The organism is Streptomyces sp. NPDC001568 (assembly GCF_042893755.1).
Classification (GTDB): Bacteria; Actinomycetota; Actinomycetes; order Streptomycetales; family Streptomycetaceae; genus Streptomyces.
This window is the reverse complement of record NZ_JBIAVF010000002.1, coordinates 533,241-550,785: the sequence shown is the minus strand read 5'-3', so window position 1 is coordinate 550,785 and position 17,545 is coordinate 533,241. Positions and strand designations below refer to the sequence as shown.

Genomic DNA, 17,545 nt, shown 5'->3' with positions numbered 1-17,545 from the left:
GTCATACCCCCTCGGTCACGGGCGCCAGGAGCTCGGCAAGGTCCCGGCCTACGGGCGCATCTTGCCACGGGCGCATGACCCGCTCCAGAGTGGCCAGTTCCCGGACCATTCGGGCGGACCGGGTCTCGGCTGCGATCTCCGCCGCCTCGCGGGCGATCTCCAGTGCCTGCTCCGGTTCCCGAGCTCCGGCCGCTGCGGTGGCGTGCCGGGCCAGGTAGACCCCGCGGTCCCGGCGGGCGGTCGCGGGGACCGCGGCCAGCACTTGAGACCAGAGCGATTCGGCTTCGCGGCCGAGACCAAGCCGGCCGTAGCAGGTGGCGCGCTGTACCTCCAGGTAGCCAGGCGTGCGACGGCAGGCGTTACCCCAGGGCAGGTCATCGTCCACTCGGGAGATCAGCCCGCCCGCAGTGTCGATCAGCCGGTCGACGGCGGTGCGGTCGCCGGTGAGGCTGGCGCCGTGAGCCTGCTGCTGCATGGCCATGACCTGCACTTTCGGGAGAATCCGGGGAGCGTCGAGGGCGGATTCGCACAGGTCGATGACGCCGTGCCCGTCACCGAGGTCGGTACGGACCTGGGCATGGTTCACCAGCGCGTACCCGACGAGGTGTGGATCGCGGGACCGTACCGCTATCTCCTGCGTGATGCCCCGCCAGAACGCAGCGGCGCCGACGTCGCCCGCGTCCTGGTAGAGCCAGCCGACGAGTGCCGCGTAGGCGGCGCCGACGCGCAGCAGCCCGCGGCGGGTCTCGCCCTTCGCGGAGCGTAGGAGCTTGTCGATGAGCTCGTACTGGGTGGATACCGTGCCGATGAGGTCGTGCGGGCCCAGGAACATGTCCGCGCGGTAGTGACCCTCCAACTGCTGCTGGAAGTAGTCGATCAGCGCGGGGTCCACGTGCTGAGTGGCGGTGGGGCCGGGCATGAGCGCGGAGGCGGTGACGGAGCCGAAGGTCCTGCGTTTCACGTCTTCCTCTTGGTGTGCCTCGGGTCGGATCCAGCCGGCGGGCGCCGTGAATCCCAGCTCCTCGGGCCACCTGCCGAGCGCGTCGTGAAGGACCATCGCGGTTTCCTCGGGGGGCCAGCCAGGCTTCGCACCTTCCCATCGCCGCCAAGTCCGCGGGGCGACGTCGAATGATCGGTCGTCGAGAAACTTTCGGCCGTGAGCGCTGAGCGCTGCTGCTGCGGCGTCCATGCTGCGCCAGCCCGCGCGGAGCCGAGCGGCCCGGAGCGCGTCGTTTCGGTGGCCCATGGCCCCAGTGTGAGGTGTCATCGCGTCTGTTCCCGGCCGTGGCCGCTACGTGGCCACCGATGGCCACGCGATGGCCTATCTGCCCAACGGCGTGTCAGCCCATCATCCTCGTGTGGCCCCGATCTCCGCAGCTGAACGGGCCCAACCCGCTGACGAGGTAGGGAGCGCAGTCCGATGGCCGAGGTCTACGAGTACGTCCCGCACGCACTCCTGTACAAACGGGTCCGCGACATCGCATCCGGAGCCAAGGGCGTTCTGATGGCTGTCGTCCACCAGAACGTGTCGGACACCGCGATCGAGCACTGGGTCGACCTCGCCTACATCCGGCTGCCCTCCGGCCGAGAGACCACCACCGTCGTCACGAACATCGAGGCGACGGCGTGATCCGCAAGCAGCCGGCCCCGGCCCGCCGCGACTGCCCGCACTGCGGCGCCATCCCGGTCCCCGGCGCCGGCCCCGAGGGCGGCGCGACGATCCACGAGGAGGGCTGCCCGCGCGGCGGCCGCACCAGGATCCGCTGAACTCCCCGCCGCTGGTGCTCCGCCGTGCGCTGGTGGTCGGGTCCCCGACTCCTGCACGTTCATACACACGACCGAAGGAGAGTCATGTCCACTCCGCCCGTACCGCCCTGCTCCACCCGGCCCGGCAACCCGGTCCCGCCGTCCGCACGGAGCCTCCTCACGGACGCCCAGTTCAACGACGTCCGCGCCACCATCCTCGACAACAACCCGGGCATGGAACCCGAGATGGCCAGCCGTCTCGTGATCGAGGCCCTCAAGTTCGTCGCCGCGGCCGCGCTGTTCCCGACGGTTCGGATCGCCCCGACGCGCGAGGTCGACGAGGGCTGGCATGCACTCATCCTGCACACCCACCTGTACGCGTCCCTGACGAACAGGTTCGGCCGGATGGTGCACCACTACCCGGAGCGGCCCGACCGGACCCGCCACGACCCCGACGTCCTGACCCGGACGATCGCCCTGATCGAGCAGGCCGGGTACACCCTGGACGCGGAGCTGTGGGTGGGACCGAAGCGGTCGCTCGTGTCCGTCGCGGCGAACTGCTCGCACACGCCGGTTCCGGGCGGCTGTGGCCCGATCAATCCGGGCAACTGCGCCACGCACGGTGGTGGCGGCGACGAGGAATAGGCTCAGCGCACTCACGACGAAAGGGTGATGGCATGACTGCGGCCGAGGCACACCAGCTCCACGTCTCCATGAGGCAGTACGGGATCCGGGGGGTCGTGATCCCCGCCGACCCGGACCGTCTCGACGGGGCCTGGCTCGTGGCCGACGAGGATGGACGGGACATCACATCCGCGGTCTACGCCCAGGTGCTGACCGCGCGCCGGCAGAATCCCCAGCGGGGCTTCGTCGTTTCGCGCTGATCGAGGACCGCCCCGGCCGACAGTCCCCCTGTCGGCCGGGGCTACCCGTGCGCCGTTTGCGTCGAGTCGAACCTCATTCGGGTACGGGACGGGCCGACACGCGACAACGCCGAGTCGGAAACGATCTTGTGTCCGTACTCAAACGGTCGCATCCGGCATACCGGCGCCCCGGCCGTCGCTGGACGGTCGGGGCGGCACGTCGTTCCGGTCGGACCTCGGATTCCGGCGAAATTCCGTACGTTCACGGGACCCTGGGGAACGTTGCGAAACGCAATGAAATACGTTCCGGTGCGGGTCAGGGGCTCGAAGGGTCTCGGAACCGCTCAGGCGCTTTCGGCCTGGAACATCCAGTGGTGCTTCTCGAGGTCCCCCGTGAGGCCGATCAGGATGTCCTCGGTGACCGGGTCGGCGTCGCCCGTCGCCTGGATGCGCTCGCGCATGCGGGTGATCACCGCGCCCAGGCCGTCCACGAGGACCTGTACGGCGTCCACGTCCTTCACCCAGCCCTCCTTCACCCCGGCGATCGCGCTGGTCGAGGCCACCGTCGCGGCCCGGCCGTCGGGGGAGACCCCGAGGGCGGAGGCGCGCTCGGCGACCACGTCGGAGTGGGTGCGGGCCGAGGTGACGACCTCGTCGAGCTGGAGGTGGACCGAGCGGAACCGCGGGCCCACGACGTTCCAGTGCACCTGCTTCGCGACGAGGGAGAGGTCGACGAGGTCCACCAGGGCGCCTTGCAGGGCGTCGCCCACGATCTTCAGGTCGGCGTCCTTGAGGGAGCTCTTCACGATGGCCACTGGGAATCTCCACTTCGCGATGTCGCCGACGTACCCGCGCCCCCATCGGGGCGGCGGAATCGGCGAACACGGTGTCTCGGTCGAAACCTCGCCTACCCACCCCAGTCGGGAGGAAACAGTCAAGAACCGGCCAGTCGACGTGCACCCCGACGCACGCCCGTCGCTCCGAACCCCGGGGCCCCGTACCGAACGGTCGGCACGGGGCGCACAATGGCTGCCGACGCGACGCGTCACCGACTACGGAAGGAACCACCAACATGGGCCGTACTCCCGCAGTGGGGGACATCGTGGGCGACTTCTCCCTGCCCGGAGGAGTCCTGCTCCAGGACCGGTTCGAACGCTCCGACTACGCCCTCGCGGACCACCGGGGCAAGCCCGTGGTCCTGGCCTTCTACCCCGGGGACAACACCCCCGTCTGCACCAGACAGCTGTGCTCCTACTCGGACGGCCTCGACGGCCTCCGGACGTCCGGCGCGACCGTCTGGGGCATCAGCCCCCAGGACGTCGACAGCCACGAACGGTTCGCCCGCGACCGTGACCTGCGCATTCCCCTGCTCGCGGACGAGGGACGGACGGTGGCCCGCGCCTTCGGCATCGATGCCCCGCTGATCGGGCTGCGCCGTTCCGTGTTCATCGTGGCGCCCGACGGACGCCTGCACTGGAAGCGCGTCGGCGCGGTCGGCGCGACGTTCCCCGCGCCCGAGGTGCTGAGCCGGCAGCTCGCCGCCCTCGGGTAGCCCCGAAGCCCGGCGCCCGCACCGGACGCGAGCGCCCCCGCCCCGCGCACGGATGTGCGGCGGCCCGCACCCGGCGCGGGCCGCCGCACATCGACGGAGGACTGATGGTGACTGACGCCCCGGTCCCTACCAGTAGTGCTTGCGTCCACCAACGGCGTGGCCGAGGGAACCCACGATCCACAGGATCGCCCCGACGACCAGGAGGATGATGCCGATGGTCCACAGGATGCTGATGCCGGTGACGAAGCCGATGATGAGCAGAATGAGGCCGATGACGATCATGTTGCCCTCCGATTTCTGTTGATGCTTCTTCCGGGTGGTGGGCACGTCCGGAGCGGTCACGGAGGTGATCACGTGCTGCGCCTACCCGCTATCGGGCCCCGCACTCCCCCGGATCGGGGCGCCCCCCGTTCGGCCCATTCCCGTCAGTTCACCCACGCCCGCCAGGTGCTCTCGTTGCGCTCCACCCACTTCTTCGCCGCCTCGGCCGGCGCCATCTTCTCCTCGGCGATCATCAGCGACACCTCGTTCTGCTCCTCGACCGACCAGCGGAACTTCTTCAGGAACGAGGCCGCCTCGCCGCCCCGCTCCGCGAACCGCGTGTTCAGGTACTTCTGCAGCGGGGTGTGCGGGTAGGCGCAGGCCACCTTCTCCGGCTCGGCGTCGCAGCCCTCCTTGTACTCGGGGAGCTTCACCTCCGTCATGGGGACCCGCTCGAAGAGCCACTGCGGCTTGTACCAGTAGGTGAGGAACGGCTTGCGCTCCTTCGCGAACTGCTTGATCTGGGTGATCTGCGCCGCCTCGGAGCCCGCGAAGACCACCTCGAAGTCCAGTCCGAGGTTCTTCACCAGCGCCTTGTCGTTCGTGACGTACGAGGGTGAGCCGTCCATCAGCTGCCCCTTGCCGCGGCTCTCGGGGGTCCGCAACCGGTCGGCGTACTTGTCGAGGTTCTTCCAGTCGGTGACGTCCGGATGCTCCTCGGCGAAGTACGTCGGCACGAACCATCCGATGTGGCCGGTGACGCCGAGGTCACCGCCCGGGGTGATGGTCTTCTTGTCCTCCACGTACCGCTTTTCCTGCTCGGGGTGGCCCCAGTCCTCCAGGATCGCGTCGACCCGGCCCTGACTGAGCGCGTCCCAGGCCGGGACCTCGTCGACCTGGACGGTGTCGACGCGGTAGCCCAACTCGTGTTCGAGCAGGTAGGAGGCGACGGCGGTGTTCGCCTGTGCGCCGACCCAGGACTGGACGGACAGGGTGACCGTCTTCGCGCCCTCGGCCGCCGCGTACGGCGATGCCTGACGGGTCATGTCGGCCGCGCCGCAGCCGGTGAGCACGGCCAGGGCGGTACCCGCCGCGAACGCGGCGGCGATGCGACCGCCCCGGCGCCCGAGGGTGCCGATGGGGCGGGCTCCGGCGTCACGGCCCGGGCGGACGCGGTGACCTTCGTGGTTGCGCTCGTGCATGTCAGGCCTCCTTCGCGGGCTGGGTGACGCGGTCGAGCATCAGGCCGAGGCAGACGATCGCCGCGCCGGCGACGAGTCCGGTGGCCAGGTCGCCCTGGGCGAGGCCGAGGACGACGTCGTAGCCGAGCGCGCCGCCACCCACCAGGCCGCCGATGATGACCACGGCGAGTACGAGGACCACCGCCTGGTTCACCGCCAGCAGCAACGCGGGCCGGGCCAACGGCAGTCGGACCTGCCGCAGCTGCTGCGCGCCGGTCGCGCCCAGCGAGCGGGCCGATTCCACGGCGGCGGGGTTCACGTCGAGCAGGCCCTGCGTGGTGATGCGGACGACGGCGGGCAGCGCGTACACGACCGCGGCGGCCGCGGCGGGCGCCCTGCCGACGCCGAACAGCGCGACGACCGGAATCAGGTAGACGAACTGCGGCATGGTCTGGCAGACGTCGAGCACCGGCCGCAGCAGCCGCTGCGTGCGCGGGCTGCGGGCGGCGCCGACGGCGATCGCGAAACCGAGTACGAGGGTGACGGCGACGGCCGCCAGCACCTGGGACAGGGTGTCGAGCGAGGGCTCCCACACCCCGAGGACGCCGATCGCGGCGAGCGCGAGAACCGCGGTCAGCGCGGTCCGCCAGGTGCCGACGAGGACGCCGATCACCGCGGTGAGCAGCAGCAGCGACCACCAGGGGGCGGCCTCCAGGCCGGCGCGCAGCGGGTCGAGGATCCAGCCGGTGAAGCGGGCCGCCCAGTCGGCGGTGCCGCCGATCACGGGCACCCCGGAGTAGAGGTGGTCGGTCATCCAGGCGACCGCCCGGTTGACGGGCTCCGCGATCGGCACGGTCCAGGATCCGGGCCACAGGGTCGTCCCCGCCATGTGACCCACCACGGCGGCGGCGACGGCGGTGAGCACGGTGAGCAGCCGTCCGTACCAGCCCGCGAACACCCTGCGCAGCAGGGGCTGTTCCTCCGGCGGAACCGGGGCGGTGCCCAGTCGGCGGCCGGCCGCGTCGGCCGTGCGGTCGAGGACCACGGCGAGCAGCACGATCGGGATGCCGGCGGCGAGCGCGGCTCCGACGTCGACCGAGGCGAGGGCCTGGTAGACCCGGTCGCCGAGGCCGCCCGCACCGATCACCGAGGCGATGACGGCCATCGACAGGGCCATCATGATGGCCTGGTTGACGCCCAGCAGCAGTTGTCCGCGGGCGAGCGGGATCCGCGCCGTCAGCAGCCGCTGGCGGCCGGTCGCGCCGAGCGAGGTCGAGGCCTCGATCACCCCGGCGTCCGCGCCGCGCAGGCCCAGCGCGGTGAGTCGGGCCATCGGCGGGGCCGCGTACACCACGGTCGCCAGGACCGCGGCGGGCACGCCGATGCCGAAGACCAGCACCATCGGCAGCAGGTACGCGAAGGCGGGCAGCACCTGCATGGTGTCCAGGACGGGCCGAAGCAGCCGGTCGGCGCGCGACGACAGCCCGGCGGCGAGGCCGAGCAGGGCGCCGACGACGACGGACACGGCGACGGCGACGACCATCAGCGCGAGGGTCTGCATCGTCGGCACCCACATGCCGAGGAGCCCGCACGCGGCGAAGGCCGCCACACAGGTCAGGGCGAGCCGCACGCCCGCCAGGCGCAGCGCGACCAGACCGGCCAGGGCGGTGACGCCGGTCCAGCCCGCGGCGAGCAGGACGACGTACACCGCGCGCACGGACACCACGACGGCGTTGCTGATGTGCCCGAAGAAGTAGAGGAAGAGAGGGTGGCCGTCCCGGTTGTCGACGATCCAGTCGCCGGCCCGGCCCAGCGGCCCGGAGAGGTCCACGGACAGGGCCGCGGGCCAGCTACCGGAGCCGGGGAAGACGACGGCGAGCGGTATCAACACCAGCGCGGCGACGGCGAGGGGCAGGACCCTGCGGCCGGCGCGGTGGTGGAACAGCATCGCCCTGAGGCGGCCTCCGGGGGAGACGGAGGAGCCCGCGCCGGGTCGGGCGGGACGCCCGCCGCCGTCCGGCCTGTCGGAGGTCGGGGGGCGGTCCCGGCGACCGGGTTCCCGTACGGGTCTGGTCGTCGTGGTCATCCGCACCACCGCCCGGTGTCGGTGCCGTCGCGACGAGGTCGGCGCGTCATGCCGCCACCCCCCGTCCGGCCGGGGTCGGCAGGCCGGCCACCACCGCGAGCAGGGCGGCGTCGTCGACGACGCCCAGGCACCGGCCCCGGTCGACGACCCGGGCGGGCGCGCCGCTGCGGGCGACGGCCTCGATGGCCTCGGCGACCGTGGTGGTGGGGGCGAGGGCGACCCCCTGGGCGTCCTCGCCGGCCTCCGCGGGGCGCATGGCGCCGCGCACGGTGAGGACCTGCTCGCGCGGCACGTCACGGACGAAGTCCCGTACGTAGTCGTCGGCGGGCGAGCCCACGATCTCCTCCGGCGTGCCGAGTTGGACGATGCGGCCGTCGCGCATCAGCGCGATCCGGTCGCCGAGGCGCAGGGCCTCCGACAGGTCGTGGGTGATGAAGACCATGGTGCGGCCCTCCTCGTGGTGGAGCCGGGCCACCTCGTCCTGCATCTCGCGACGGATCAACGGGTCGAGGGCGCTGAACGGCTCGTCGAACAGGAGCACTTCGGGGTCGGCGGCCAGCGCACGGGCGAGGCCGACGCGCTGCTGCTGACCTCCGGACAACTGGCCGGGGCGGCGGGACTCCAGGCCTTCGAGTCCGACCTTGGCGACCATCTCGGCCGCCCTGGCGCGCCGCCCGGTGCGGCTCATGCCCTGGATCTCCAGGCCGTAGGCGACGTTGTCGAGGACGGTGCGGTGCGGCAGCAGCCCGAAGTGCTGGAAGACCATGGCGGCCCGGTGGCGCCGCAGTTCGCGCAGCCGGCCCGCATCCATGGCGAGGACGTCCTCGCCGTCGATGGACAGGGATCCCGCCGTGGGCTCGATGAGCCGGGTCAGGCAGCGCACGAGGGTGGACTTGCCCGAGCCGGACAACCCCATGACGACGAACACCTCACCCTTGCGGACGTCGAAGGTGACGTCGCGGACGGCGGCGGTGCAGCCGGTCCGCTCGCGCAGTTCCGCGGCGGGCAGCGAGGCGTCCTCGGATCCGGGGACCCGGGCCGCCTTCCGCTCGGGCCCGAAGACCTTCCACAGGCCCTGAACGCCGAACACGGGGGCGCCGTCGCCGTCGGGCGCGGTGGTGGTGCCGGAACCGGCGCCGGTATGGGGAGCGGTGGTGGTCACAGGACCTCACCGCCCAGCAGCTCGGCAGCCTTTTCGCCGACCATGAGTACTCCGATCATCGGGTTGACCGCGGGCATCGTCGGGAAGACGGAGGCGTCGGCGATGCGGATGCCTTCGAGACCACGGACCTTCAGGTCCGGCCCCACGACCGCTTCCTGGTCGTCCGCGGCGCCCATCCGGCAGGTGCCGGCCGGGTGATAGACCGTGTGCGCTACCGAGCGGGCGTACGCACTGAGGGCCTCGTCGTCGGTGATCTCCGGTCCCGGGCACACCTCGCGGCGCAGCCAAGAGGCCAGGGGCTCGGTCGCCGCGATCCGGCGGGCCAGCTTGATGCCGTCCACCAGGGTGCGACCGTCGTAGTCGTCCTCGTCCGTGAAGTAGCGGAAGTCCAGGGCGGGTTTGACCTCGGGGTCCGCACTGGTCAGGTAAAGACGGCCGCGACTGCGGGGCTTGGGGATGTTGGGGGTCAACGAGACGCCGTAGGGCGGGCGTTCGTAGCCCAGCCGCTCCGGATTGTCCGTGAACGGGATCTGGTAGAAGTGGAACATCAGGTCGGGACCGGGGGAGTCCGGGTCGCGCTGCACGAACAGACCGGCGTCGCTGTCCATCGCCGAGTTCTCGGGTATCGGACCCTCCGTCTCCCAGACGATCACGGACTCCGGGTGGTCGAGGAGGTTCTCGCCCACCCCGGGCAGGTCGTGGACCGGCGGGATCCCGAGGGCCTCCAGGTCCTCACGGGGGCCGATGCCCGAGTGCAGCAGCAGTCTCGGCGTGTCCACGGCGCCCGCGCACACGACGACCTCGCGCCGGGCGGTCACCAGCGACCGGGTGCCGTCCGCCGAGCGGACGTGGACGCCGCGCGCCCGCGTCCCGTCCAGCTCCAGGCGGTACGCCCAGGTCTCCAGCAGGATCCGCAGGTTGGGCCGCTCGTCCATGACCGGGTGCAGGTACGCCACCGACGCCGAGGACCGCTTGTTGGTCTCCGGGTGGTAGGCGAGGTCGAAGAACCCGGCGCCCTCGTGGAACGGCTTGCTGTTGAAGCCCTCGACGAGCGGCACGCCCAGGGCCTCCTGGGCCGCGTCCACGAAGTCGCGGGCGATGGCGTTGCGGTCCGCCTCGGCGACCGGCACCACGTTGTTCAGCAGTCGGTCGAAGTACGGGTCCATGGCAGCCGCGTGCCAACCCTCGGCTCCCGCCCGCGACCACTCGTCCCAGTCGGAGGGGAGCGGCTTGAAGGCGATGAGGGTGTTGTGCGAGGAACAGCCGCCGAGGACACGCGCCCGGCTGTGCCGGATGTACGAGTTTCCGCGCGGCTGCTCGGTGGTGGGGTAGTCGTAGTCGAGCTCGCCGCCGAGCAGGCCCATCCAGCGGCGCAGCGTCAGCACGTCCGGGCGGTCGACGTCGCTCGGGCCGCCCTCGATGACGGCGACGGTGACGTCCGGGTCCTCGGTCAGCCGGGAGGCGATCACGGAGCCGGCGGTGCCGCCTCCGACGATCACGTAGTCGTACTCCTGCACGGACGAGGAGTCGCCGGACGCGGGTCGTTCCTGATGGTGGGGGGTGGTCGTGCTCATCTCTTCTCCTGCCTCCTCAACCCGCGAACCAGCGCACGGGGCGCGGGGCGAGGTTCTGGTACACGTGCTTGGACTCGCGGTACTCGGCCAACCCGGACGGACCGAGCTCGCGCCCGATCCCGGACTTCCCGAAACCGCCCCACTCGGCCTGCGGCAGGTACGGGTGGAAGTCGTTGATCCAGACGGTGCCGTGCCGCATGCGGCCGGCGACCCGCCGGGCGCGGCCCGCGTCGGACGTCCAGACGCCGCCGGCGAGGCCGTACTCGGTGTCGTTGGCGAGGGCGACGGCCTCCTCCTCGCTGCGGAAGGTCTCCACGGTCAGCACCGGTCCGAACACCTCCTCGCGCACGACGCGCATCCGCCGGTGACAGCGGTCGAGGACGGTGGGCCGGTAGAAGTAGCCGGGCCCGTCGGGGCGTTCGCCGCCGGCGCGCAGGACGGCGCCCTCGGCGAGCGCGGCGGCCACGTGGGACTCGGTGCGCTCGCGCTGCGCGGCGGAGACGAGCGGGCCGCACTCGACGCCCGGGTCGGTGCCGCGGCCGATGCGTATCCGCTCGGCACGACGGGCGAGTTCCGTGACGAAGCGCTCGTGCACCGACTCCTCGACGATGAGGCGCGAACCGGCCGAGCAGACCTGGCCGCTGTGGATGAACGCGGCGTTCAGGGCCTGGTCGACGGCGGTGTCGAAGCCCTCGTCGGTGGCGCAGGCGTCGGCGAAGACGACGTTGGGGTTCTTGCCGCCGAGTTCGAGGGCGACCTTCTTCACCGATTCGGCCGCCGCGCGCATCACCTTCGTACCGCTGACGAGTCCACCGGTGAACGACACCAGGTCGACGTCGGGGTGCGCGGAGAGGCGCGCGCCGACGGGATCGCCCGCTCCGGTGACCAGATTGGCCACCCCGTCGGGCAGACCGGCCTCCGCCAGCAGCTCCATCAGGGCCACCGTGGTCAGCGGGGTGATCTCGCTCGGCTTGATGACGAAGGTGTTGCCCGCGGCCAGGGCCGGCGCGATCTTCCAGCTGGCCTGGAGCAGCGGGTAGTTCCACGGGGTGATCAGGGCGCAGACCCCGACCGGCTCGTGGACGACGACGCTGTGCACGTCGGGGTCACCGGCGTCGACGACCCGACCCGCGTCCTCACCGGCGACGAGGCCGGCGAAGTAGCGGAACGCGTCGACGACGCAGTCCACGTCCGCGCGGCCCTCCTCGAGGGTCTTGCCCGCGTCCAGGCTCTCCATGAGGCCGATGCGGTCGCGGTCGCGGCGCAGCAGGTCGGCCGTGCGGTGCAGCAGCGCCGCCCGCTCGCGGGCCGGGACGGTGCGCCACGGGCCCAGGTCGAACGCGTCGCGTGCCGCGCTCACGGCCGCGTCGACGTCCGTGGTGCCGCCTTCCGCGACCACGGCGAGGACGGACCCGTCCGCCGGATCCAGGACCTCCCTGGTCGCTCCCGAGGCCGCGGACCGCCATGCCCCGGCTGTGTAGATCGTTTTTCGCTCCGACACGACGCGCTGTACCTCCGCTTGTGCCACCGCGGCGGACCCGCGGTGAGCTGGCAATGACCTCGCTTGCCCCGCACCCCGCAGGTCATGTCCCATCGGTCACTCGAAGTGACCGGTGTCACTCTCGGCGATCGACGTGGCGCGCGGGAGCGGTGCGGTGCGGAGCGGGGCCGCAGGAGCCGTACGGAGCTGGGCGGCAGGAGCCGTACGGGCGGCCGGACGCAGGGTCGGTGAGGCGCGGGGTGAGGTCGGTGCGTCACATCGGATCGGCGCGGCGCCACGTCCGATCAGCGCAGCGGTACGCCCGCCTCCGTCAGCTGCATCTGCGGACGCCCGCTGACCAGCAGCCAGGCGGGCAGCAGCGCCACGCACAGGAGCGGCAGCAGTCCCGGATCCGGGGCCAGGATCGCGGCGGTGAACAGGCTGACCCAGCCCTGCCGGGTGACGGCCAGCAGTACGCCGAGCACCGCGCAGGTCACCGCGACCGGCGGCTGCACCGACGGGACGAGGGCGCTGACCGCGAATCCGAGCGCGGCCCCCGCGAAGACGGACGGGAAGATCCGGCCGCCGCGGAACCCGGACCCGCAGGCCACCAGGACGGCGGCCAGCTTCACCACGGACATCAGCACCAACGAGCCGAAGGAGTACGCACCCGGATCGGCGGCCAGCTCGCCCATCTCCTCGAGCCCCTTGAACAGGGTCAGCCGCCCACCGAGCGCCGCGAGCAGGCCCAGCACCACGCCGCCCAGGGTCAGCGCGAGCACCGGGTGCGGCAGCAGGTGGAAGACGCGGTGGACGTACGGGAACGCGTAGACGGCGGCCATGGCGATCGCGGCGGCGACCGAGGAGACCACGAACGCGCCGAGCAGGTCGGCCCAGCCCGGGCCGGTGAAGGGCGGCAGCGGCAGCCCGAAGACGGGCGCCTCCAGCAACCTGCTCGTCAGCGCGCCCGCGCCCGCGGCGATCAGCGGGGCGAAGAGCTGGTCCCACAGCGTGGGCGGCTTCCCGCCCGGGACCGCCGGTGGCTGCCGGGGTCCCGACACCATCGACTCGGTGAGGATCAGCACGGCCGCGACCGGAGTGCCGAACAGCGCCCCGACCGTGCCGGCGGCGCCCAGCCCCACCCACACCTGCGGGGCCCCGGCCGGCATGAACCTGCGGCCCAGCCAGAAGGCCAGGGCGATGTTCGCGGCGGTGATCGGGTTCTCCGGGCCCAGGCTGACGCCGCCGGCCAGCGACAGCATGGTCGCCAGCAGCAGGCCGGGGAGCACCGCGGGCGGCAGCGGCGGGTCGACCAGCCCGGTCGTCGCCGGGTCGGGTCCGGCGTGGCCGTGGACCTTCCACACGACGAGCCCGACCGCGAGACCGGTCACGGTCAGGACGGTCAGGGTCCACCCGACGGACCAGCGGCCCACCCCGATCGCGTCCGGGAGGATCTCCCACAGCACGTTCTTCAGCAGGTCGGCCAGTTCGCTGACGCCGGTCAGCAGCAGGCTGGAGCCCACACCGACCACGAGGGCGGGCAGGACCAGCGGGAGCAGGGCCCTGACGGGGGAGGCCGGCGGGAGGGCGGCGGCCGGTGCGGGGGCGGTCACCGGATCAACGTAACGGGCAATCACCCCAAAACCCGTCAAGTCGGGAGCCCGTGCGGGTTCCGTCCCGTGGCGGGCGAGGGCCGCGCCGCCGTCAGGACGACCGTGTCATGCGCAGCCGCAAGGTGTCGTAGACGGGTGGGGTACCCAGCCGGTCGGCCGTCAGCGTCGCCGCGAAACAGGCCGTGAGCAGCGGAACGAGCAGCGCGGTCGCCCCCGTCATCTCGACCACCAGCACGACACCGGTCAGGGGCGCCCGCACCACCGCCGCGAACAACGCCGCCATGCCGACGGCCGCGAACGAGGCCGCCCCGGTCCCGCCCGGCAGGACCGGAGCCGCGAGGCCCTGGACGAGCGCTCCCCACAGGGCGCCCAGCGCCAGCAGCGGAGCGAACAGGCCGCCCGGCGCACCGGCCGCGTAGCTCAGCGGCCCGGCCACGAAGCGCACCACCAGGTAGCCCGCGAGGACGGTGACCACCGGCACCTCGCCGTCCACCAGGAGCCCGCTCAGCTGCTCCCCGCCGCCGCCCAGCGACGGGTCGACGCCCAGCAGCAGCCCCACGAGGGCCCCGATGACGGCCGCCCGCGCGACCGGCCCGACCCGGGTGACGCCGTCGCAGTAGGCGAGGGCGCCGACCACCAGCCGGCTGTAGGCCACCCCCAGCACGCCGGTGGCGAAGCCCAGCAGCAGGAAGACCGGCAGGAGCAGCAGGGGCGGGGTCGCCGGGTCGGGCATCGCGAAGACGGGCCGGTCGCCCAGGATCAGTTGCGCGCAACCGACGGCGGTGGCGGTGCCGATGAGGGTGAGCAGGACCAGGCGCGCCCGCACCGTCCGCGTCACCTCCTCGAAGACGAACACGGCTCCGCCGAGCGGGGCGGTGAAGGCGACCGCGAGCCCGGCCCCGGCCAGCGAGGTGTGCAGCAGGGTGATGTCCCGTGCGCTCATCCGCGTCCGACGTCCGGCCTCCGTGCCGATCGCGGCGCCCATGTGCACGGTGGGCCCCTCACGGCCCAGCAGGAGGCCCGAGCCCATGGCGATCACGCCGCCCACGAACTTGGCCGGCAGCAGCGGCAGCAGGCGCGGCGGCTCCCGCTCCCCGCGCCACACGGCTTCGACGTCCTGGATGCCGCTGCCCGCTGCGGCCGGGACCCGCCGGGCGATCGCGCAGGCGAGGGCGGCGCCCACCGCCGCGAGGGCCACCGGGACCAGCAGGCCGGCGACGCCGAGGTCCTCGGAGGCGTCCAGCAGCGAGCCGCGCAGCGTCTCGGCCCGATCGAGGCACCAGCGGAAGGCTCCGCCGACCAGCCCCACGACGCAGCCGGCGAGCGCCCCGACCAGGTAGACGGCCGGTCCGCCGCGGGAAGCACCGGGCATGCGTGGACACCTCCGCCGGGCCGTGGTTCGCGTCCCGTCCGAGACTGACCCGCGAGCGCCGCACCGCCCCGGACATCGCGCCGGCCGCGCCGAAAGCGGCCCCGACTGGGCCAACGACCGGGCGGCGTGCCCGGCCGCCGCGAGGATGAGCCCGGTTCCGTCCGAGAAGCGTGATAGGTCAGGTATCCACGCAAACGTTCCTGCGTGGCCACGGCGAACGAGGTCACGCGTGAGAGGGGACCTCGTTGTCGAAAGAGCAACCGACCGGCCCCCGCTCCCGTACGGACACGGTGGTCTTCGGGGTCACGGCCGTCCTGACGCTCGCCTTCGTGCTCTGGGGCGCCCTGGCCACCGACTCGCTGGAGAGCGTGTCGAGCAGTCTGCTGAAGGGGCTGATCCACAACGGCGGCTGGGCCTTCATGCTCGCCGCCAGCGGCTTCGTCGTGTTCGCGCTGTGGCTGGCCATCAGCCGTTACGGCCGCATCAGCCTCGGCCGCGAGGGCGAGGAACCCGAATTCCGCACCGTGTCCTGGGTCGCGATGATGTTCAGCGCCGGCATGGGGATCGGGCTCATGTTCTACGGCGTGAGCGAGCCCCTGGCCCACTACGACAAGCCCCCGCCCGGCACCCACCCCGTCGACTCCGCCGAACGCATGCAGACGGCGATGGCGACCACCCTCTTCCACTGGACGCTGCACCCCTGGGCGATCTACGCCGTCGTCGGCCTGGCCATCGCCTACAGCACGTTCCGGCGCGGGCGCCGCCAGACGATCAGCGCCGTGTTCGAGCCGCTCATCGGCGAACGGCACGCCCACGGCGCGGCGGGCCGGGTCATCGACATCCTGGCCATCTTCGCCACCCTCTTCGGCTCCGCGGCCTCGCTGGGCCTGGGCGCCCTGCAGATCGGCAGCGGTTTCCGGGAACTGGGGTGGATGGACTCGGTCAGCACCGGCCTGCTCGTCGGAGTCATCGCCGTGCTCACCGTCGCGTTCGTGGCCTCGGCGGTCTCCGGCGTCGAGCGCGGCATCCAATGGCTTTCGAACATCAACATGGTCCTCGCCCTCGTGCTGGCCGTCTTCGTGTTCGTCGCCGGACCGACGATCATCGTGCTCGACCTGCTCCCCACCTCCCTGGGCGCCTACCTCGGCGACCTGCCGCAGCTCATCGGCCGTACGGAGGCCACCGGCGCCGGCGAGGTCGCCACCTGGCTGGGCAGCTGGACGGTCTTCTACTGGGCCTGGTGGATCTCCTGGACCCCGTTCGTCGGCATGTTCATCGCCCGCATCAGCCGCGGTCGTACGATCCGCCAGTTCATCGGCGGGGTCATCCTCGTCCCGAGCACCGTCAGCCTGCTGTGGTTCGCCATCTTCGGCGGCACGGCGATGAAGCTCCAGGAGGGCGGCCGGCTCAGCGGCGAGAGCACCCCGGAGGGGCAACTCTTCGGTCTGCTCCAGCAGTTCCCGATCCCGACGGTGATGAGCCTGCTGGTGATGGTCCTCGTCGGGATCTTCTTCGTCTCGGGAGCGGACGCCGCGTCCATCGTGATGGGCACGCTCTCGCAGAAGGGCACCTTCGAACCGGCCCGACTGGTCGTCGTGTTCTGGGGCGTGGTCACCGGCGCCGTCGCGGCCGTCATGCTGCTCATCGGCAACGGCAAGGGGGACGCGCTCGCCGGACTGCAGAACCTGACGATCCTCGTGGCGGCCCCGTTCACCGTCGTGATGATCGGCATGTGCGTGGCCCTCCTGCGCGACCTGCGCAGGGACCCGCTGATCGTGCGGGGCGAGATGGGCGAGGAGGCCGTCGCCCAGGCGGTGGTCGCCGGCCACGAGGAGTACGACGGCGACTTCGAACTCCGCATCGGGCCGGGCAACGGCCCCGAACCGGACGCCGACCGGCCGTCCCCGCTGGAGGACGCGACGTAACGACGGCCCGGCGGCCGGGCCCCGGTCAGCCGACCGGGGCCCCCGGCGGGGCGGTCATGCGGCGTACGGACTCCACCACGGCCGCGCGGTGGCGGGCCAGCCGCTCCTGCGGCCAGCCCGCGTCGGCGCTCCCGGCAGCCGGTCCGCCGAGCGCGCCGAACCAGGCCTGGGACAGGCCCATGACCAGCACGAGGAGGTCGACGGGGTCGATCGCCGGATCGACGGAGCCGGCCTGCTGGGCCCGCTCCACCACGCCGACCTTGGCGGCGTAGGACTCCGCCTCCGCGGGCGTGGAGCCCGGTCGCTCCAGTTGCTTCCACAGCACCAGGCGCATCAGGTCCGGCCGCTCCACGAGATGGTCGAAGACCGCCCCCGCGTACCCCGGCAGGTCCTCGGCGCGGAACGGAACGGTCTCGGAGCCCGCCTCCAGTGCCCGCTGGAGCACGACGTCGAAGAGCTGCTCCTTGTTGCCGAAGTAGACGTAGATGAGCCGCTTGTTCGCCCGGGCCGCCTCGGCGATCCGGTCCACGCGCGCTCCGGCGATGCCGTGGGTCGCGAACTCGGAGAAGGCCGCGTCGAGCAGCCGTGCCTTGGTTGCGCTGGAGTCCCGTGCCATACCGGCAGCCTAGCAAGTAACTATCCGGTTATTGACATGCCGCACCGGGTGCGTGCATGCTCTACCTATCCAGTTAGTTACTTTCGATTTCACCCACGGGCGTTATCGCACCGG

At 72.1% G+C, this 17,545-nt stretch carries 17 protein-coding genes; 6 read left to right on the top strand and 11 right to left on the bottom strand.

Annotation, left to right across the window (positions count from 1 at the left end; all coding sequences use genetic code 11):
• Position 1 precedes the first annotated feature (1 nt).
• Positions 2–1,057, bottom strand: coding sequence for a Twin-arginine translocation pathway signal (locus ACFY0I_RS05620; protein ID WP_388890545.1), 1,056 nt, complete (start codon positions 1,055–1,057; stop codon positions 2–4).
• Between the two features lie 363 nt (positions 1,058–1,420).
• On the opposite strand from ACFY0I_RS05620, the gene ACFY0I_RS05615 reads away from it, so the two are divergent.
• The 4 genes from ACFY0I_RS05615 to ACFY0I_RS05600 all read left to right on the top strand — a co-directional run bounded on the left by ACFY0I_RS05615 (position 1,421) and on the right by ACFY0I_RS05600 (position 2,630).
• Positions 1,421–1,630, top strand: coding sequence for a hypothetical protein (locus tag ACFY0I_RS05615; protein WP_388890542.1), 210 nt, complete (start codon positions 1,421–1,423; stop codon positions 1,628–1,630).
• On the top strand, positions 1,627–1,767 hold the full coding sequence (locus ACFY0I_RS05610) for a hypothetical protein (protein ID WP_388890539.1): 141 nt from the start codon (positions 1,627–1,629) through the stop codon (positions 1,765–1,767). Before ACFY0I_RS05615 ends, ACFY0I_RS05610 begins: the two co-directional genes overlap by 4 nt.
• Before the next feature lie 84 nt (positions 1,768–1,851).
• Positions 1,852–2,391 (top strand): glycine-rich domain-containing protein, encoded by a 540-nt coding sequence (locus ACFY0I_RS05605; RefSeq protein ID WP_388890536.1) that lies wholly within the window; start codon positions 1,852–1,854, stop codon positions 2,389–2,391.
• Positions 2,392–2,423: 32 nt separating this feature from the next.
• A complete protein-coding gene (locus ACFY0I_RS05600) occupies positions 2,424–2,630 on the top strand; it encodes a hypothetical protein (RefSeq protein WP_388890533.1) in 207 nt (68 codons plus the stop codon).
• 323 nt (positions 2,631–2,953) lie between these two features.
• On the opposite strand, the gene ACFY0I_RS05595 is transcribed toward ACFY0I_RS05600, so the two are convergent.
• Entirely contained in the window at positions 2,954–3,424 is a 471-nt protein-coding gene (locus tag ACFY0I_RS05595; RefSeq protein WP_388890530.1) for a Dps family protein, read from the bottom strand.
• A gap of 257 nt (positions 3,425–3,681) precedes the next feature.
• Here ACFY0I_RS05595 and ACFY0I_RS05590 point away from each other — a divergent pair, with 257 nt between their 5' ends.
• Positions 3,682–4,161 (top strand): peroxiredoxin, encoded by a 480-nt coding sequence (locus ACFY0I_RS05590; RefSeq protein WP_388890527.1) that lies wholly within the window; start codon positions 3,682–3,684, stop codon positions 4,159–4,161.
• Positions 4,162–4,287: 126 nt separating this feature from the next.
• Here the strand turns inward: ACFY0I_RS05590 and ACFY0I_RS05585 are convergent, their stop codons facing one another.
• The 8 genes from ACFY0I_RS05585 to ACFY0I_RS05550 all read right to left on the bottom strand — a co-directional run bounded on the left by ACFY0I_RS05585 (position 4,288) and on the right by ACFY0I_RS05550 (position 14,890).
• Positions 4,288–4,443 carry a DUF6131 family protein gene (locus ACFY0I_RS05585; protein WP_385587028.1) on the bottom strand — a complete coding sequence of 52 codons (156 nt, stop codon included), beginning with the start codon at positions 4,441–4,443 and terminating at the stop codon, positions 4,288–4,290.
• A 143-nt stretch (positions 4,444–4,586) separates the two neighbouring features.
• On the bottom strand, positions 4,587–5,468 hold the full coding sequence (locus ACFY0I_RS05580; RefSeq protein ID WP_388890708.1) for an ABC transporter substrate-binding protein: 882 nt from the start codon (positions 5,466–5,468) through the stop codon (positions 4,587–4,589).
• 157 nt (positions 5,469–5,625) lie between these two features.
• On the bottom strand, positions 5,626–7,551 hold the full coding sequence (locus ACFY0I_RS05575) for an ABC transporter permease subunit (protein WP_388890705.1): 1,926 nt from the start codon (positions 7,549–7,551) through the stop codon (positions 5,626–5,628).
• A 184-nt stretch (positions 7,552–7,735) separates the two neighbouring features.
• The gene (locus ACFY0I_RS05570) at positions 7,736–8,851 is read right to left on the bottom strand and encodes a glycine betaine/L-proline ABC transporter ATP-binding protein (RefSeq protein WP_388890525.1); all 1,116 of its coding nucleotides are present in this window, start codon (positions 8,849–8,851) and stop codon (positions 7,736–7,738) included.
• Positions 8,848–10,425: a GMC family oxidoreductase gene (locus ACFY0I_RS05565; RefSeq protein WP_388890523.1), complete on the bottom strand. Its 1,578-nt coding sequence runs from the start codon at positions 10,423–10,425 to the stop codon at positions 8,848–8,850. The genes ACFY0I_RS05570 and ACFY0I_RS05565 overlap by 4 nt, the downstream gene beginning before the upstream one ends.
• Positions 10,426–10,441: 16 nt before the next feature.
• Complete coding sequence (locus tag ACFY0I_RS05560; protein ID WP_388890520.1) at positions 10,442–12,019, bottom strand: aldehyde dehydrogenase family protein; 1,578 nt, start codon at positions 12,017–12,019, stop codon at positions 10,442–10,444.
• A 191-nt stretch (positions 12,020–12,210) separates the two neighbouring features.
• A complete protein-coding gene (locus ACFY0I_RS05555; RefSeq protein ID WP_388890517.1) occupies positions 12,211–13,518 on the bottom strand; it encodes an ion channel protein in 1,308 nt (435 codons plus the stop codon).
• A gap of 91 nt (positions 13,519–13,609) precedes the next feature.
• Positions 13,610–14,890, bottom strand: a complete 1,281-nt coding sequence (locus ACFY0I_RS05550; protein WP_388890514.1) for a ClC family H(+)/Cl(-) exchange transporter — start codon at positions 14,888–14,890, stop codon at positions 13,610–13,612.
• Between the two features lie 245 nt (positions 14,891–15,135).
• Between ACFY0I_RS05550 and ACFY0I_RS05545 the strand changes: the two genes are divergently transcribed.
• A complete protein-coding gene (locus tag ACFY0I_RS05545; RefSeq protein ID WP_388890511.1) occupies positions 15,136–16,815 on the top strand; it encodes a BCCT family transporter in 1,680 nt (559 codons plus the stop codon).
• 25 nt (positions 16,816–16,840) lie between these two features.
• On the opposite strand, the gene ACFY0I_RS05540 is transcribed toward ACFY0I_RS05545, so the two are convergent.
• On the bottom strand, positions 16,841–17,431 hold the full coding sequence (locus ACFY0I_RS05540; RefSeq protein WP_388890508.1) for a TetR family transcriptional regulator: 591 nt from the start codon (positions 17,429–17,431) through the stop codon (positions 16,841–16,843).
• Between the last annotated feature and the right edge of the window lie 114 nt (positions 17,432–17,545).

What these genes read in the sequence shown, in the direction of transcription:
- ACFY0I_RS05620 (WP_388890545.1), bottom strand. Translation starts at nt 1,057, where the DNA reads ATGGTCCTTCACGACGCGCTCGGCAGGTGGCCCGAGGAGCTGGGATTC.
- ACFY0I_RS05585 (WP_385587028.1), bottom strand. Translation starts at nt 4,443, where the DNA reads ATGATCGTCATCGGCCTCATTCTGCTCATCATCGGCTTCGTCACCGGC.
- ACFY0I_RS05605 (WP_388890536.1), top strand. Translation starts at nt 1,852, where the DNA reads ATGTCCACTCCGCCCGTACCGCCCTGCTCCACCCGGCCCGGCAACCCG.
- ACFY0I_RS05540 (WP_388890508.1), bottom strand. Translation starts at nt 17,431, where the DNA reads ATGGCACGGGACTCCAGCGCAACCAAGGCACGGCTGCTCGACGCGGCC.
- ACFY0I_RS05615 (WP_388890542.1), top strand. Translation starts at nt 1,421, where the DNA reads ATGGCCGAGGTCTACGAGTACGTCCCGCACGCACTCCTGTACAAACGG.
- ACFY0I_RS05580 (WP_388890708.1), bottom strand. Translation starts at nt 5,468, where the DNA reads ATGACCCGTCAGGCATCGCCGTACGCGGCGGCCGAGGGCGCGAAGACG.
- ACFY0I_RS05565 (WP_388890523.1), bottom strand. Translation starts at nt 10,425, where the DNA reads ATGAGCACGACCACCCCCCACCATCAGGAACGACCCGCGTCCGGCGAC.
- ACFY0I_RS05550 (WP_388890514.1), bottom strand. Translation starts at nt 14,890, where the DNA reads ATGCCCGGTGCTTCCCGCGGCGGACCGGCCGTCTACCTGGTCGGGGCG.
- ACFY0I_RS05600 (WP_388890533.1), top strand. Translation starts at nt 2,424, where the DNA reads ATGACTGCGGCCGAGGCACACCAGCTCCACGTCTCCATGAGGCAGTAC.
- ACFY0I_RS05590 (WP_388890527.1), top strand. Translation starts at nt 3,682, where the DNA reads ATGGGCCGTACTCCCGCAGTGGGGGACATCGTGGGCGACTTCTCCCTG.
- ACFY0I_RS05575 (WP_388890705.1), bottom strand. Translation starts at nt 7,551, where the DNA reads ATGCTGTTCCACCACCGCGCCGGCCGCAGGGTCCTGCCCCTCGCCGTC.
- ACFY0I_RS05560 (WP_388890520.1), bottom strand. Translation starts at nt 12,019, where the DNA reads ATGGGACATGACCTGCGGGGTGCGGGGCAAGCGAGGTCATTGCCAGCT.